The sequence below is a fragment of the Lactobacillus sp. ESL0680 genome, from assembly GCF_029392855.1.
GTDB lineage: Bacteria > Bacillota > Bacilli > Lactobacillales > Lactobacillaceae > Lactobacillus.
The window spans coordinates 1,475,127-1,490,075 of sequence record NZ_CP113945.1; the positions used below are offsets into that span (position 1 = coordinate 1,475,127).

16 protein-coding genes are annotated in these 14,949 nt (G+C 37.9%); 5 read left to right on the plus strand and 11 right to left on the minus strand.

The features are described from left to right. Nucleotides 1-39: 39 nt before the first annotated feature. Nucleotides 40-411 (minus strand): hypothetical protein, encoded by a 372-nt coding sequence (locus OZX58_RS07130; RefSeq protein WP_277140815.1) that lies wholly within the window; start codon nt 409-411, stop codon nt 40-42. Between the two features lie 17 nt (nt 412-428). Next, complete coding sequence (locus tag OZX58_RS07135; protein WP_277140816.1) at nt 429-1,622, minus strand: LCP family protein; 1,194 nt, start codon at nt 1,620-1,622, stop codon at nt 429-431. 158 nt (nt 1,623-1,780) lie between these two features. Between OZX58_RS07135 and pepF the strand changes: the two genes are divergently transcribed. The 5 genes from pepF to OZX58_RS07160 all read left to right on the plus strand — a co-directional run bounded on the left by pepF (nt 1,781) and on the right by OZX58_RS07160 (nt 7,223). Next, nucleotides 1,781-3,589, plus strand: coding sequence for an oligoendopeptidase F (gene pepF / locus OZX58_RS07140; protein ID WP_277140817.1), 1,809 nt, complete (start codon nt 1,781-1,783; stop codon nt 3,587-3,589). A 320-nt stretch (nt 3,590-3,909) separates the two neighbouring features. After that, nucleotides 3,910-4,881, plus strand: coding sequence for an ABC transporter substrate-binding protein (locus tag OZX58_RS07145; protein WP_277130417.1), 972 nt, complete (start codon nt 3,910-3,912; stop codon nt 4,879-4,881). A gap of 29 nt (nt 4,882-4,910) precedes the next feature. After that, nucleotides 4,911-5,816 (plus strand): ABC transporter permease, encoded by a 906-nt coding sequence (locus OZX58_RS07150; RefSeq protein WP_277140818.1) that lies wholly within the window; start codon nt 4,911-4,913, stop codon nt 5,814-5,816. Beyond that, nucleotides 5,794-6,597: an ABC transporter ATP-binding protein gene (locus tag OZX58_RS07155; protein ID WP_277130413.1), complete on the plus strand. Its 804-nt coding sequence runs from the start codon at nt 5,794-5,796 to the stop codon at nt 6,595-6,597. Before OZX58_RS07150 ends, OZX58_RS07155 begins: the two co-directional genes overlap by 23 nt. Before the next feature lie 185 nt (nt 6,598-6,782). Beyond that, on the plus strand, nt 6,783-7,223 hold the full coding sequence (locus OZX58_RS07160; RefSeq protein ID WP_277140819.1) for a VanZ family protein: 441 nt from the start codon (nt 6,783-6,785) through the stop codon (nt 7,221-7,223). Nucleotide 7,224: 1 nt separating this feature from the next. Here the strand turns inward: OZX58_RS07160 and OZX58_RS07165 are convergent, their stop codons facing one another. The 9 genes from OZX58_RS07165 to OZX58_RS07205 all read right to left on the minus strand — a co-directional run bounded on the left by OZX58_RS07165 (nt 7,225) and on the right by OZX58_RS07205 (nt 14,895). Then, nucleotides 7,225-8,637, minus strand: a complete 1,413-nt coding sequence (locus OZX58_RS07165; RefSeq protein ID WP_277140820.1) for a flippase — start codon at nt 8,635-8,637, stop codon at nt 7,225-7,227. Between the two features lie 10 nt (nt 8,638-8,647). Continuing rightward, nucleotides 8,648-9,751 carry a polysaccharide polymerase gene (locus tag OZX58_RS07170; protein ID WP_277140821.1) on the minus strand — a complete coding sequence of 368 codons (1,104 nt, stop codon included), beginning with the start codon at nt 9,749-9,751 and terminating at the stop codon, nt 8,648-8,650. Nucleotides 9,752-9,787: 36 nt separating this feature from the next. Continuing rightward, nucleotides 9,788-10,525, minus strand: coding sequence for a glycosyltransferase (locus tag OZX58_RS07175; RefSeq protein ID WP_277140822.1), 738 nt, complete (start codon nt 10,523-10,525; stop codon nt 9,788-9,790). 11 nt (nt 10,526-10,536) lie between these two features. Next, nucleotides 10,537-11,022, minus strand: coding sequence for a glycosyltransferase (locus tag OZX58_RS07180; RefSeq protein WP_277140823.1), 486 nt, complete (start codon nt 11,020-11,022; stop codon nt 10,537-10,539). After that, complete coding sequence (gene pssD, locus OZX58_RS07185; RefSeq protein ID WP_277140824.1) at nt 11,022-11,471, minus strand: PssD/Cps14F family polysaccharide biosynthesis glycosyltransferase; 450 nt, start codon at nt 11,469-11,471, stop codon at nt 11,022-11,024. The genes OZX58_RS07180 and pssD overlap by 1 nt, the downstream gene beginning before the upstream one ends. 18 nt (nt 11,472-11,489) lie before the next feature. Then, nucleotides 11,490-12,149: a sugar transferase gene (locus tag OZX58_RS07190; protein ID WP_277140825.1), complete on the minus strand. Its 660-nt coding sequence runs from the start codon at nt 12,147-12,149 to the stop codon at nt 11,490-11,492. A gap of 163 nt (nt 12,150-12,312) precedes the next feature. Continuing rightward, complete coding sequence (locus tag OZX58_RS07195; RefSeq protein WP_277140826.1) at nt 12,313-13,008, minus strand: CpsD/CapB family tyrosine-protein kinase; 696 nt, start codon at nt 13,006-13,008, stop codon at nt 12,313-12,315. A gap of 22 nt (nt 13,009-13,030) precedes the next feature. After that, entirely contained in the window at nt 13,031-13,753 is a 723-nt protein-coding gene (locus OZX58_RS07200; RefSeq protein WP_277140827.1) for a Wzz/FepE/Etk N-terminal domain-containing protein, read from the minus strand. Nucleotides 13,754-14,058: 305 nt separating this feature from the next. Beyond that, nucleotides 14,059-14,895, minus strand: coding sequence for a hypothetical protein (locus tag OZX58_RS07205; RefSeq protein WP_277140828.1), 837 nt, complete (start codon nt 14,893-14,895; stop codon nt 14,059-14,061). Nucleotides 14,896-14,949: the final 54 nt, after the last annotated feature.

Genomic DNA, 14,949 nt, shown 5'->3' on the forward strand with positions numbered 1-14,949 from the left:
AGCAATACCTGATTTTGAATCAGATATTGCTTTTTTCTATTACATTCCTGCCTGTTTACGTTCCTGCTCATACTTTTGCAGTGCCTGCAGAACCTGCGGCCAATAACGTTTAGGCAAAATCAGTTGTAATTTGTCTTGATAAACCGGAAAATCGCTAGCCTTCATTCCCGTAATCCGCGCTAAATCTTGATCGGACAAGTGATATTCTCTGGTAATCCGCTTAATCTCAACAGATGCATGCCCGCGAAACCACGACCAGACAAAAAAGGCTAAAGCAAAACCGCCCGCAGTTAACCCCGCATTGGGTATTGTCCAGCCAAAGCTGCGCAAGCAGACAAAAAAGGCAGCAATAAAGGCAATCAATGCCGAAATTAAGCCATAAATAACTGGAAAAAGTGATTTTTTATGCATTTTGCCCTCCTAAAAAGCTAATTACCAAAAATATTATTATTGCTGCTATTTGAATTTGAATCGTCAGCCGGATTGTCATTATTAGTATCGTTAGAAACAACCGAGGAATAAATCTGATAATTAGTGAAAGCATTTGGATCCTTCCACTTAATGCTATTTCGTTCTTCGTTTAACTTATTAAGCCGCGTCTCATCATTATCTAAAGTCTCCGTTTCAAGACCCAAATTAGTCCGCAATTGATCCGAAGTTTTTTGCAGAATAGCAGTTGAGGCGACCTGAATTGAAGACCCATTAATCCAGGCATCATGCCCTTGAATATAACCGCTCTCCAGGTTGTCCATGCAGCCGCGATAGTTCATTGCTAAGGCAAGCATATCATTGAAAGTTAAATTGGTTTTGACATATTTAGTAAAGATCTTAACCAACTTACGATAATTAGTAAGCGTATTGACCGACATTGCCTTGTGGACAACTGCCGTAATTACCTGCCGCTGGCGCATCTGCCGGCCATAATCGCCGCGAGGATCATCGTGGCGCATCCGAACATAAGCAACTGCATGCCGACCATTTAAATGTTGCTTTCCTTTATGAAAATCACACCAGTCATACGAGAACTTAAATGGCACGTTGACATCAACACCGCCAACGGCGTCTACCAAGTTTTTCAATGCCTTCATATTAACTTCGATGTAATAATTAATCGGCACATTAACGAGCGCCGAAACAGTCTTCATTGATGCACTACTGCCGCCGACACCATAAGCCGAATTAATTCGGAACATATTATATTTATCGCCTGGGTCACCCAAGATATTAACCAAAGTATCACGAGGAATCGAAGTCATCGTCGCTTTATTCTTATCAGGATTAGCCGTCGCTAAAATTAAGGTATCAGAATTCCCCTTGTCATGACGACCTTCAATTCCCTGGTCAACGCCAAGAATTAAAACCGAAATCGGCTGTTTATTAGCAATTCGTGCGGAAGTTGCAGTGTTACCATCTTGACCGTCAATTGCGCTATGTAAGCTAAAATACATGTGTGCTGCCCAAGCTAAACCGCAGCTAACACACAGAACCGCAACAATCCCCACAATGCGCAAAAACGCATTTCCTTTTAAAGCAGCGGCCGGAGCCGCGAAGGCATGATTGCGATGAAGATTTAAAGAAGAGCGGTGGTGATAGTCTTCTCTTCGTTTAGAGTTTGGATTCATTCCTTTATCTATTCCCTTCCAATAACTGTCCAATGTATTTGTAACACTTTTAAACTTGAATTAAAATATTATCAAATATAATTAATAATATCTTATTTTTTGCTTTTTAGCATAATCATTATTAACATTAATTAGATACACAAAAGGAGAATTTTTTAATGACAATTCCAAAAAGAACCGCCGTTGACGAAGAATTAAAATGGGATTTAACCCGCGTTTTTAAATCTGATACTGACTGGGAACACGAATATACAACAGCCAAAACAAAAATACAAACTTTAAGCAAATTGCAGGCGAATTTTACCAGCTCAGGACATGATTTATATGATGGCCTAACCGAAATCTTAGCAGTTGGTCGTAAATTGGAAAAACTCTATGCCTACGCGACATTGTCCAGCGATGTTGATACGAGCAACGCCCACTATTTAGGTTATGTTGCTCAAGTTCAAGCCTTAGCCAGTCAATTTGATGCCGCAACTTCTTTTATTAATCCCGCAATTTTGGGGATTTCTGAAGCAAAACTAAGCCAATTTAAAGAAGAAGAACCGCGGCTTAAAAATTACGACCACTGGCTCGACCAGATTACCCAAATGCGGCCGCACACCTTGTCAGCTAAAGAAGAAAAACTAGTAGCCGATGCTGGCGATGCCATGAGCACTTCCGAAAACACCTTCAACGTCCTCACCAATTCTGACATGGAATACGGCTACGTCCAAAATGATGATGGTGACATGGTGCAGCTTTCCGATGGTTTGTATTCTTTATTAATTCAATCGCAAAATCGCGACGTGCGCCAAGATGCCTTTGATTCAATGTACGCTACTTACGGTCAATTCGAAAATTCGCTGGCCTCAACACTTTCTGGTGTTGTCAAGGAACATAATTACAACGCTAAAGTACATAATTATGATTCCGCACGCAGTGCCGCTTTACATGAAAATGGCGTTCCAACCGTAGTCTATGACACTTTAATTAAAGAAGTTGACTCCCACCTTGACCTACTTCACCGCTATGTTGCTTTACGCCAAAAGATCCTTGGTTTAGACGATTTACAAATGTGGGACATGTACGTGCCATTAACTGGTAAGCCGCTAATGTCCTACACCTTTGATGAAGCCAAGCAAGAAGCCAAACAGGCTTTGGCTCCACTAGGTGCTGACTACCTAAAACACGTTGACTACATCTTTAATAACCGCGTCATTGATGTCGTTGAATCGCAAAATAAAGCCACAGGAGCATATTCTGGCGGTTCTTACGATACCGATCCCTATGAATTGCTCAATTGGGAAGACAATATCGATTCACTGTACACACTGGTTCATGAAACTGGTCACTCCGTCCACAGCATGTACACACGTGAAACTCAGCCTTACGTGTACGGCGATTACCCTATCTTTGTCGCTGAAATCGCGTCAACAACTAACGAAAATATTCTAACAGAATACTTCTTGGATCATGTCACTGACCCCAAAACCCGCGCCTTTGTCCTAAACTACTACCTTGATTCCTTCAAAGGTACACTCTTTAGACAAACCCAATTTGCAGAATTTGAACAGTTTATCCACGAGCAAGATGCGAACGGCGAGCCGCTGACTGCTGATCGGCTTAACAATTTCTATGGTGATCTAAACCAGCGTTACTATGGCAACAGTGTTGAACCTGGCGGTGACATTGCTAAAGAATGGGCCCGGATCCCCCACTTTTACTATAACTTTTATGTTTACCAATACGCCACTGGTTTTGCGGCGGCAACTGCCTTAGCTAATAATATTGTCCACGGCACTGACAGCCAGCGCGAAGCTTATCTTGGTTATCTGAAGTCCGGCTCCAGTGACTATCCTGTAGAAATCATGAAGCGCGCCGGCGTTGACATGACGAAGCCTGATTACTTAGAAGACGCCTTTGCCATTTTTAGCAAGCGATTAGATGAGTTCGAACAAATTGTCGAAAGCAATTTTACAAAGTAATTTATTAATTTATTTGACTTTATTTTTTAAGTATTTTATAATTTAGCCATTAAGAGTTGGAGGTAATTCTGATGAATACAATAGAATGTCGCAGATTACAATTGAATACTCGTTTTTACTTTAGCTATTTTAGATAATGTTTGAGTTCATCTAGGTGAATTCAAACGGAACCCAAGTTTGAGTTTATCTATGATGGCTAAAGCAGTTTGGTTGCAATTAGTCACATACTTCTAAGTGGCTAATCACAACAATTTATTTAAAGATGATTTTGAGGTATCCACTTAGAAATAAGTGGATATTTTTTTATGGAGGAAATCACAATGAATCATCGTCTCAAGAAATTAATTACTGGTGTTAGTCTAGCAGGTCTACTACTGCTCGGCGGCTGCAGTCAAAACAAAACTAGTAAAACAGCCGTTAAGCATGTCGGGGTCCTGCAGGTTGTCCAGCATCCATCCCTTGATGATGCTTATAAAGGCTTCAAAGAAGGGTTAAAAGATGGTGGTTACGTCGAAGGCAAAAACCTGAAAATTGATTACCAAAATGCCCAAAACAGTCAGGATAACCTGAAAAGTATGAGTGATAAATTAATTAATGAAAAATCTGATTTACTATTGGGTATTGCCACTCCAGCTGCACAGAGTTTAGCTAACGCCACAAACAAAATCCCAACTGTTGTTACTGCCGTTACCGACCTTAAGGCCGCAAAACTCGTTAATTCCGAAACTAAACCAGGAAGAAACGTTACAGGAACAACCGATATGGTCTCAATTGACAAGCAAATCAAATTACTGCTGTCCATTGTCCCGAAGGCTAAGACGATCGGAATTATGTACAACGCTGGTGAAGCCAATTCTAAAATTCAAGCTGACCTAGCAATTGCCGCACTTAAGAAGGCCGGCGTTAAGGTTATTGTCAAAACAGCCAATTCAACCAACGATGTGCAACAAGTTACAGAAACATTGGCAGATAAAGTTCAAGGAATATACGTCCCAACAGACAATACTTTCGCTTCAGCTTCTTCACTAATTGGTAAAGTCGTTAAGGAAAAGAAAATTCCATTAGTTGCCGGTTCAACTGACCAAATCAAAGATGGCGGCTTAGCCTCAATCGGAATCGACTATGAAGCCCTTGGCAGACAAACCGGTAAAATGGCCGCTAAAATTCTATCAGGCAAAGCTAAACCAGAAAACATGCCTGTTGAAAAAGCGAACAACCTAAAATTAGTCGTTAATAAGAAGATGGCTAAGGCATTGGGGATCAATCCTAACTCAATTAAAGCACCTAAATAATTAAACTAGATAAGGAATAATAATTTATAATGAATACTTTTGGAGATTTACTTATTTCAGCCACGTCCCAAGGTCTGCTCTGGTCACTGATGGCAATTGGTGTTTACTTGACATTCCGAGTTTTAGATCTGGCTGACATGACGGCCGAAGGCAGCTTCCCGCTTGGTGGGGCAATTACTACCATGTGCTTAATTCAGGGCGTTAATCCAATTATCGCCACAATTGCCGCATTTGGCGGCGGCATGGTCGCCGGATTAATCACGGGTATCTTGAACACTAAGTTAAAGATTCCTGACTTACTCGCTGGGATTGTTACCATGACCGGCTTATATTCGATTACTTCTCGCGTAATGAAAAATGCCGCCAATGTCTCCCTATTAGGCAAAGATACAATCTTTACCATTGCCCAAAACTGGGGCCTATCACGCACCAATGCGGTAATTGTAATGGGCGCGATCATTGCTTTATTAGTAATTATTATCTTAATTGCCTTTTTTAGAACTGAGATTGGCTTAGCTATGCGGGCAACTGGTGACAATCCAGAAATGAGTGCAGCCAATGGTATTAAAACCCAAAGCATGAAAATTTGCGGTTACATGATTTCTAACGGTTGTATCGCCCTCTCCGGTGCCCTGCTCGCGCAAAATAACGGCTTCGCTGACCTTAACTCTGGTGTTGGGACGCTAGTTGTTGGGCTTGCCTCAATTATTATTGCGGAAGTATTGGTTCATAATTTGGGAATTGCCGCACGACTGCTAACACTGGTCTTAGGTGCGATTATTTACCGGATAATTCTGGCATTGGTCTTCCAGATGAACGTTCAACCTTCGGATGCTAAATTAGCTTCAGCTTTGGTCTTAATCATCTGCCTTGCCCTACCCAACTTTCACTTACATAAGAGAGGAACTAAGAATGTCTCACGTACTAAAAATTAAAAATCTCCACCAAACTTTTGAACAGGGCACAGTTAATGAAAATCGCGTCTTGCGCGGCATTGACCTCGAATTAAACGCAGGCGACTTTGTCACAATTATCGGTAGTAATGGGGCCGGCAAATCGACTTTGCTCAACAGTATTGCTGGAACCTTGCCAATTCAAGAAGGGCAGATTATCCTAAACGGCGAAGATATTACCAAACTGTCAGTTACCAAAAGAGCCAAAAATATCAGTCGGGTCTTTCAGGACCCCAAAATGGGGACCGCTGTTCGCTTAACTGTTGAAGAAAACCTTGCCCTTGCAATGAAGCGCGGACAGCATCGAACTTTTCGTGCTGGTGTTAAAGGTCAAGACCGTGAATTTTTTAAAAAGCAGCTTGCCCAACTTGACCTAAACTTAGAAAATCGCTTAAATGCCGAAATTGGCCTACTCTCTGGTGGTCAGCGTCAAGCAATTACCTTATTAATGGCCACCCTCAAACGCCCCGACTTAATCCTACTTGACGAACACACTGCTGCTCTTGACCCTCAGACTTCAATCACGGTTATGCAATTAACCGAAAAATTAATCAACGAGCAAGAATTAACTGCCTTCATGGTTACGCACAATATGGAAGATGCAATCCGCTATGGCAACCGGTTAATTATGCTTCATCAGGGTAAAATCGCACTCGACCTTGCGGGTGAAGAAAAGAAAAAGATGACTGTCCCCAAGTTAATGGATCTTTTCCAGCAGCACGTTGGCACTGAATTAAAAGACGATGCGGTTTTACTTGCCTAAAGTAAACATTCAATTACAAATAATACTTGCAGGTTATGCAAAAAAATAATATAACTATTAAAGGAAACAAAAAAGTTTCTCACATCAAGAAAACGACTTCTGATTAAGAAGTCGTTTTTAGTTTATAAACAAAACAATTACGGTTAAAATTTTACAATCAATAATCTCTTTAAAGGATCAAATTCATGAAAAAGCACTTCCATACAGCCGCTTGGCTGCTATTACTTATCTTGATCGCTGCAGTAGGATACTTATGTTTCTCCCCCAGCCTGCCTGTCAATTTGCCTGCTAGTAATCAGCAAATTTCCTATATTATGGTTGGTCAGGCTCCCGTGGCCTACGTTCCCTTTCAAGAAATTGGTCAACTAGGTTTTTGGCTAAATATCTTAATGACCATTCCGTTAGGGATAATTATTGCAGCAATAACAAAATACCGGTGGCAATTAAAGCTAATCACGATTACCGGTATTGCAATTGGCTGCTTCATTGAAGTAACTCAGTTTATTTTGGATAACCTATCACTTGCAGCCCGCTGGGTTGACATCAATGACGTGATCGCTAATGGCTTAGGCTTCATTATGGGCTACTTGCTAATTAGAGCTATTGCAAAATTGTTTTCTAAATAAGCTAATTAACCAACTCTTTAAAAACTGTTAAGATTGAAGCTTTTAGAACAAATAATACTGCTAAATAAACAACAAATCCGACCATAACTTCGACTATTAACATTGACCAACTAGTAGCAACCACGCGATCAAGCCACAGAACACATACGTACATAATTAAGCCTGCAAATAAATACTTGTCAAACTCATGGAATAATTCATGAAAATGCACTTGTCTTCGAATTACCCAAAGTTGATAGCCAGTTATTGCCGCTTCCGAAATAACTGTTGCCAGTGCAGCACCAACTGCACCATTCAAGATAATTAAAATAATATTACCCAGTACGTTGACAACTGCCCCTAAAATAACCGAAATAGTATAATTTCTATTTTGATTAGTTGGCAACAAATACTGGTTACCAAGCACGTTACTCCAAGCAATCGGCAAGACTACAAAAGATTCAACCATCATAATTGGAATTACGTCAGTAAATTGGACCGTTAAAAATAACGGAATAAGTTTATGTGCAATTACTAACAATCCAAAGGTCATTGGCACTGAAATTGCAGAAACAAACGAAAAACTTTTATACAGATATTCTTTTGTTTTACGATAATTTCTATTGGCAAAGGCATTGGCAACGTGCGGCAACATCACCGTTCCCGTTGCTGTGACTATTCCTAACAACATTTTTACAATCTTGTCTGACTGGTCAAAATAACCTGCTGCTTGAACACTCTTTAACGATCCCAGCATAGTTTTATTCAATACCCAGTATATCTGTGAAGCCACTTGCGGGATAAATAAAGCTAGTGCTGGTTTAAGGTGGCGCAAAATAGCTAACGACCTAAAGTTAGGATGACCAACGTACTTTTTCAAACTCGGAAACATTGTCAAGTTGCCAATTAATAGTGAGACCGATGAAATCAGGATATATTTGACCAAATCTGCAGGAGATTTAACAAAAATAAAGATACTAATAACCGTTAGTATCTTTACAATAAAGTTTCTGATAACAGTTACAGAAAAATTTTCCACACCCATAAAAAGCCATGAAATATCAAGAGCAGAGGCAACCAGCGAAAATGATTGTGCCCAATAATAGATGTGATATTGCTTAATGCATGACAAAAAAATCAGAAATAGTAAAAACGATAAAATACTTGTACCAATTTTTAAAAATAAAATTTCATAAAAAGTTTGTGTGACTAATTCATGATTATCACGAACAAAAGCGATTTGCCGTTCAGCGTATAAATTAATGCCAATACTGCCTAGCAGAATAAAGTATTGCATTGTCGCAGTAGTAAAGGAACTAATTCCTACACCTCGAGGCCCAACAACTTGCGCAATATACGGCGTAGTAACTAAAGGTACAAGTACAATAAAAATCTGGTAAATAATATTATATAAATAGTTTTTAACAACTTTCATATATCAGCCTTTAACTTAGTTCGGGTTGCACTTGCACATCTTTACCCTGCCACGCACTAGATGCTAGTAATATTGCAACAGGTATAAACAATTCAAAGTGCTGCAGGGAGGTTTCAGTGAAGCCAAGCAGGACGTACATGGTGAAGATCAGTATATCTTTAATCCGCATTTTTTTAATTTTCCACCCCATCATCACCAAAATATATAATAGTTGGATAGTAAATATCATTCCTTTTGCAAGTAATGCCTGCAAATAACCATTATCAAACATTGCTGATTCCAGCTGCGGGGTTTTTAACAGATGGATACCATACATTGAATAAAATTGTTTGTACAGGGCTAACCTGCCTGACAGCATATTATTCAATAGTGGCGAATATTGGTAAAACAAAGTACACAAAGAAAGCACAAAGAGTGCAATCGGTATTAGGCAAACTAATTTTGAAACAGTTGCATTAACTCTCAGATAGATTTTATTCCCCAATATAAATGCAATCAGACAATAAAGCAAAATAACATAAGTTGAAGTTCTAGACTGCGTCTGCGTATAAATAATGTAGGTTAGAATACCAACAGCCAAATTAGCCACACGTTCAAATTTTGCTCGTTTAATAGCACAGAAATCCAGCACCACTGCCAGCCATAATTGCATCGCTACGTTAGGATGAGTAAAGCCCAAAGATTTTCTAAAAACATAACCATTGCCGCGCCACATTTCAAAGTTATTTGCACCCCGACCGGTTAATAAATTAGCTAATACTATTAGACCAAATGTTACCCCCGAGATAATTGCCAACCACTTCAATATTTTGTTGGAATCAATACCAACCGTCGTATGCAGTACATAAATAAAGGTAATCATCAATGTACCCGAAATCATATACATCGCGCCATTTATTAGACAAATAAACAGCGACAACAAAAATAGAAAAATAAAAGAATAACTAAATTTATTATTTGAAAATAGAATTGTGAGCATTACCAGCATACTCACAACTGCTTGAATCGCACTTGAAAGTGAATTAGAGATTAGTCCTGCCCCACTTAGAATTGCCATCACTGAAACAACAACAGACATCATAATAATTAATTTAGTTATAGTTGTTACTTTCAAACGTAAATCCCCATCATCAATTATATAGCTGCAAAATCACTTGATTAACCGTTTAATTTTGTTATACGTACCATAACCCAATAGAAAATCAATATAATGCTTCAGATACTTCTTCATCACTAGCACCTTACCATTCCTATTCTTTTCATCTTTCCAAGAAGCAGCATAATGGTGGATCGAAATTGTATTCGGCTTAATCGCTAATTTTCCCTGCCAAAAATTTACAGGACAAAAATACGAACTTGGATAGATAACTACATTATCAATCTTTTGCTTAGTCCCATTAAATTTAAATCCTCTTTTTGCTAGCAAGTGTGTTGTTATATCCGTACAAATCATTTGGTTAAACGTGCCGTCATGATTAATAAAATGCAGCTTTTGATACTCATTAAGATTAGCCCAGATAAGTTTATTACCCTTGACGGCGCCAAAACCTCCACCAGTATTAATTGTCAGCCGATCTTCACAGCCAAAATAAGCTTCCGCAGCCAGAACCGAATTCAAACTCTTAATTAGCTCAACATCAGTATCCAAATAGATGCCACCATGATGATAGATTATGTCTAACCTTGCGACATCTGAGACAAAAGCCCATTTTTGTTTTTCATAGGCTTCCCTTATAAAATCGTACTTATTAACATCAAAATTACTTTCATCCCACTGCACAATCGCATAATCTGGGCAATATTTTTGCCAGGAACTTATGCAACGCTGAACTTCGGGTGGCAGAGGTGCCTTGCCAAACCAGCAATAATTAATAACTTTGGGTATCATTTGCGTATTCCTCAAAATAATTGCCTCACCAAAGTTTCCAAATTCTGATTGAACTTTTGATTATTACTATGAAACTTAGGTTGCTTATTATCTTTTTCGGCACGAATTGCTTCAGCCAAATCTTCAATATTAGTAATAACTTTAATGGGAAAACCACGCTTTTGTAAGTCAGTGCAAAAGATTAATTGATGATTATTAACATGCTCGTTGAATTTTTCCTGACGCGGAACCACAATTGGCGTCTTCCCCTGACTAATGACTTCAATAAAAGACGATGGACCGCCATGAGTAATAATTACCGAAGCCTGGTTAATTAGCGCCTGCATTTTGGCTGGTGAAATGAATTTTTCATACCGGCAATTTTGGGGCAAATAAGTACTATAGCCAATCTGGATAAATACTTCATCCGTAATTTTATTCTGGGCCTTTAATTGGTCGACCTTCTTGATTAAACGATTAAATGATTGCTCGTGCGTCCCGACAGTTACAAAAATCATCAAAAAATACTTCCTAAATTTTTTGCCTTAGGATAGACCTGCTTCATTTCTTCCCACTGAACAATAAACAAGTCAGTGACAGGATACACAAGTCTTCCCGTTAATGTCGGTTTGTTTATTCTGTCAAATACTTCAATATAAACAGTCTTCATTCCCAATAGCTTGCCAACATAAAAGAACGGAACAGCAACCGCCGCACCAGAAGAAATTATCAAATTTGGTCGTTCTTTTTTAAGAATTTTAATTGCCAAAAAAGTATTCCTAATTAAATTTTTCAAATTCCGATTAGTTGGAAAATAGCACGAATACATTTTTTCTTTAGCCAATAAATTTACTGCATCTTTTTTGGGAAAAGTCACCCAAAAGCGATCCTTATCCCGCCAAAATTTTTCAAGCAGATATAAATGAGTTAAGTGCCCACCACTAGAGCCAACCAAACAAACTTTCATTAGTAATTCCTTTTTTATCTAATAGGTTGTATTAGGAAAGCAAACAACAACGACAGTTTTTAGCAAAATTTGCATATCTAACCAAAGATTAGCTTTATTGATGTAGATAATATCTATTTTGACCATTTCATAAAAACTAACCGCATTTCTTTCTGTCACTTGCCACAAGCCTGTACAGCCTGGCTTAACTACCAGTCTTTGCATGTCAAAATTTGTATACTCAGTTAGTTCACGCTCTAATGGCGGCCTGGGTCCAACTAGCGTCATGTCCCCTTTTAATACATTCCAGAGCTGTGGCAATTCATCTAAACTATGCTTCCTAATTATTCTCCCCACTTTAGTCACGCGCGGATCATTCTTCATTTTAAACATTGCCCCAGCAACTTCATTTTTATGAAGCAAGCCATTAAATTGTGCATCCGCATCGACCACCATTGACCTAAATTTATACATTCTAAATTTACGGCCGTTTTTGCCAATTCGAATTTGAGAATAAAAAATTGGCCCAGGTGAACTCTTATCTAATTTAATCGCAACAGCAATTACTAGAAAAAGTGGACTTAAAATTATTAGCGCCAACAGACTTAACGCAATATCAAAACGTCTTTTTAAAAAACGATACATATTCCGTCCATTAATCATATTTTGATCTAGCAAAATTTTATTTTTAAGTTCCATTGGCCCTCTTCCTTACTACAACAAATTTAAAATCTCTTGGATTTTCTAATATTGCTCAATCTTTTATTGAGTAGTTCGGAATTTTTTAAAAAATTTCGGATTACATGTTAGCTGAGTAATTACCAACATCATTTATCGCTGCATCGTTTAGAAATCATTTACATTATGACCTGTTTTTTGGTACTACATCATTTAGTACATAGCCTAATAAATTAGCTTTTGCCTTTTGCAAAAGTTCCACAGACTTCTTAACAGCAACCTTTTGCGCTAGACCTTGACGAACAACCAACACAACACCGTCTACTTTTGGAGAAATAACTCGAGTATCAGTTACTGTGAGTACTGGCGGAACATCCAAAACCAGCAAGTCATAATAATTTCTAAAATAAGCAAGCAATTTTTCCATTCGTCTTGATCCTAAAAGTGCCGCTGGATTAGGTGGGATAGGGCCACTAGTAATTATTGCTAAATTATTAATTGGACTCTGATGTACTACCAAATCAAAACTTGCATCACTTGATAAAATTGTTGACAAGCCGTGGCGGCTATCGTGTAAGCCAAATGTGCTTTGAATTGTTGGCTGACGCAAATCCGCATCAATAAATAAAACTTTTCGCCCTTGCTTGGCCCAAGCAACTGCTAAATTCGCGGAAACAGTCGACTTCCCTTCATTAGCTTGCGAAGAAGTAATTAGAATTGTTTTCAATTCATGATTAACCGCCGAAAAATTTATATTTGTTAGAATTGTTCGAAATTGTTCAGAAACAATATTTTTCGAATCAGTGTCAGTAATTAGCTTGATTCCTTTTTTGCTACTTGTAGTAGATTTTTTGCTTTTTTTGCGATGAAACATCTTCATAAATATCCTTGCTAATTAAAACTCAACGATGCCGCTTGTAATTCTGGGTTGGCTGGATTCTAAAAATATGACCCAAATTTGGCAACCCAAGTTCAGTCGTCAAAAACTCGTCACCCTTAACAGCCGTATCGGTTATTTCTCTAATAAAGGCATAACTCAAACCGATTAACAATCCAACACCCGCACCAATTAATAACATTACTGAGGTTTTGGGAAATGTTTTTTGCTTTACCGGTAAGGCTTTAGAAACAATCATCACGTTGTCAATGCTCATTATTTTACTGATTTTACTTTTAAACACACTGGCAATCTCGTTAGCAATCGTCGCTGCTTCATCTGGATCATGACTTTTTACGTTTAAAGCAAAGATCTGTGAATTTTGATTACTGGTAATTGAAATATCTTTTCGAAGCTGCTTAACACTGACATAATAGGGCTTTATGGTATCACTTGGATTAGCTAAATTTTGACTAGCAGCTTTTAAGACCACTTGATTAGTAATAATATCTTTATACGTATTAATCATTTGCACATCAGCTTGCTGGCCCTGATAAATACCATTAAGGTCAGAGCCAACTTTCTTTTGGTTGACCAATATTTGTGTAGTTGCCGTATATTGCGGCGCGATGACAAATTTTCCTATGCCTATTGCGGCGACCAGACAAACTACAAAACTAGTTATAATAAAAATTATATGTTTGCGAATTATTCCAAGTATTTGATAAAAATTCAAATAGTCTTCCATGCTATTCCCCAAGTCTCAAAAAGTTAATCTGCCTAATTCCAAGCTATTGAAATTTTATATTTAGGGCAAAAAAATAAATCCTCTATATTACTAATAAAGAGGATTAACCAAAAATTCTAAATAATATTTAAGCTAGCAAGTAAAATTTAATAGCTTTTGACTAATTCATCGGCAAGCATATCATTATTAGTAATATATATACACAGCTAGTTATAATGTATAACTATCCATGAATAATGTCAAATCATATTTGCCATAGCAATTGTAAACGTGTGAAAGTTTTAAATAAAATATATTAATATATTTTATTTATTAATTTTAGCTTCAACATAACGAGTAAAAAGCCACAGATCAACTGCCAACACAATCGCGTCATAAAATAAGAAGAGCCAAAAATCTCCAATTATACCGACTTTGGGTACTATCATTTCCATATCTTGGTAAGAACTACCAGTCAAAAAATGACTGATATTGGCAACAACATCCCACCAAATGTTATAACTAATCACCAATAACCAGCTGACTAGAATAATCATTACTAACCGCACCAGCCAAGTGATAATTCGGTGCGACTTACCAAACCAAAAGTCAATCACAGTATGACTGCTAAAATTCAAACAGCTGACTGTCAGATAAATTGCAAGACCAATAAGCAATAATAACAGCGCCGCTAATAGTAACTTCCCACATTTTAACAAGGTTAAGTGCGTGACCCAATAGCCAAAAGCTGCTATCTGCTGTCTGGTATATTCATCAACTGGGTAAAGCAGCACTAGTATTATTACCAATTCAATACCCAATAAAAAATCAAGATAGATAAACGCAATTCCAGAAGAAATCGTATTAGTTAAATATAATTGGTCATCATGTAGTGGGATTAACCGCCACGTCTGGTCATGATTAAATTTTTCATTTTGCCAACAAGTAATTCCAAGATAAATTAAATTTGCCAGTAAGCAAAACAAAATAAAGACCGTTTGTAAGTAGTTTGGATAGAACTCCCACCGGTTTGCCTGCGGCGTCGTAAAGATCATTATTAATGAACATACGACTGTAGCCAATAATTGTATGCCAAATACGCGATAAGTTAAGCGTGTTTTTTGTCTAAATAAGACTTTAAATAGCCGCCAACATTTTTTCATCAGATTTTTCACCTCAATTAATTTTAACACTATATGCTGTTTAACTTTCAAGAA